We start from the raw sequence: 548 nt of genomic DNA on the forward strand, positions 1-548 counted from the left end.
GGCGTGCAAAAAGCCAAATCCGGTCACCCGGGCGCACCCATGGGTATGGCAGATATCGCCGAAGTCCTGTGGCGCGATTACCTTAATCACAACCCGGCTAACCCGCACTGGGCCAACCGCGACCGTTTTGTGCTCTCCAACGGTCACGCCTCCATGCTCATCTACAGCCTGCTGCACCTCACCGGCTACAACCTGCCGATTGAAGAGCTCAAGAATTTCCGCCAGTTGCATTCCAAAACCCCGGGTCACCCGGAGTACGGCTACACTGACGGCGTGGAAACCACCACTGGCCCGCTCGGGCAGGGCATCGCCAACGCGGTTGGCATGGCGCTGGCAGAACGCACGCTGGCGGCCCAGTTCAACCGCCCGGGTCACGATATCGTTGACCACTTCACCTACGCCTTTATGGGTGATGGCTGCATGATGGAAGGCATCTCCCACGAGGTGTGTTCGCTGGCCGGGACCCTGAAGCTGGGCAAGCTGGTGGCATTCTATGATGACAACGGCATCTCGATTGACGGTCACGTGGAAGGCTGGTTTACCGATGA

1 pseudogene is annotated in these 548 nt (G+C 59.9%); it reads left to right on the plus strand.

Annotation, left to right across the window (positions count from 1 at the left end):
* Positions 1–3: 3 nt before the first annotated feature.
* Positions 4–548: pseudogene (locus J5067_RS23200) on the plus strand (transketolase); the annotation flags it as partial.

Origin of the sequence: Candidatus Symbiopectobacterium sp. NZEC151, assembly GCF_025962655.1 — a bacterium.
In the GTDB taxonomy this organism is placed as follows: Bacteria; Pseudomonadota; Gammaproteobacteria; order Enterobacterales; family Enterobacteriaceae; genus Symbiopectobacterium.